Source organism: Rhodobacter sp. P2_H5, assembly GCF_056403335.1.
Genome location: NZ_JBFUFS010000073.1, coordinates 1 through 1008, shown reverse-complemented (window position 1 = coordinate 1008; position 1008 = coordinate 1). Strand labels below are relative to the sequence as shown.

1 pseudogene is annotated in these 1008 nt (G+C 65.8%); it reads left to right on the top strand.

The features are described from left to right. Window positions 1–1008, top strand: a pseudogene (locus tag AC1DVR_RS23520) (DNA-binding protein); the annotation flags it as partial.

Here is a 1008-nt window from a genome sequence, read left to right as displayed (position 1 = left end):
AGGTCGCGGTGGGCTTCCCCTATGGTCACACCATGGGGCTGCGCGAGCTTCTGAGCACCACGGTCGATCTGACCGAAGAGGAGCGGGCCACGCGGGAGGCGCTGCGCGACGAATACGACCGGCTGGAGGCCGAATATGCCGAGGCCGACGACCTGCCCGCGGACGTCGATCAGCGGCTTGGTGAGATCGAACGCATGCTCGGTGCCTTCGACAGCCGCCCGATGGCTTTCGATCCCGTTGATCTCGGCAGGGCAGGGGCGTTCGTCAGCATCGACAGCGATGGCCGCCTGCTGGTCGAACGTGGCTTCGTGCGGCCGGAGGATGAGCAGCAGGCAGCGCCCGCGGGTGAACCGTCCAGCGGGGCCACGGAGGATGATGCCCCGATGGAAGGTGACCATGGCGATGCCCGTACGGCGGTGATCAGCATGGCGGGCGAGAACCGGGGGCTGGAGGATGATGAAGACGAGGGGGATGCGATCAAGCCGCTGCCCGAACGGCTCGTCATCGAACTGACGGCGCATCGTACGCTGGCGCTGCGGGATGCGTTAGCGAACAATCCGCGCATCGCGATGACGGCGCTCTTGTATAAACTGGTCACAGATTGCTTTGTCTCCCGCGCCTCCGGTTCGGCGCTCGAAGCCACGGTGCGGGAAATCCACCTGCCCGTGCAATCCGCCGATCTGGCCGATAGCTTTCCGGCGCAGAACATCGACACTCGGCACGCAGGTTGGAGGGCAGACATGCCGCTGGGGCAGGGGGACGATGTCCTCTGGGACTGGCTCCACGCATTGGACGAGGCCAGCCGCCCGGCACTGCTGGCCCATTGCCTCAGCTTCGGGGTGAATGCCCTCTATGAACGCCCGAACCCCTACAGCGGCATGGGAATCAGCCAGCACGGCCTCGACCGCCGTTTGCGCGAGGCGGATCGTCTCGCTCGCACGACCCAGCTTGATCTGGTCGAAGCAGGCTGGAAGCCCACAGTGGCCAACTACCTGGGCCGTGTCACCA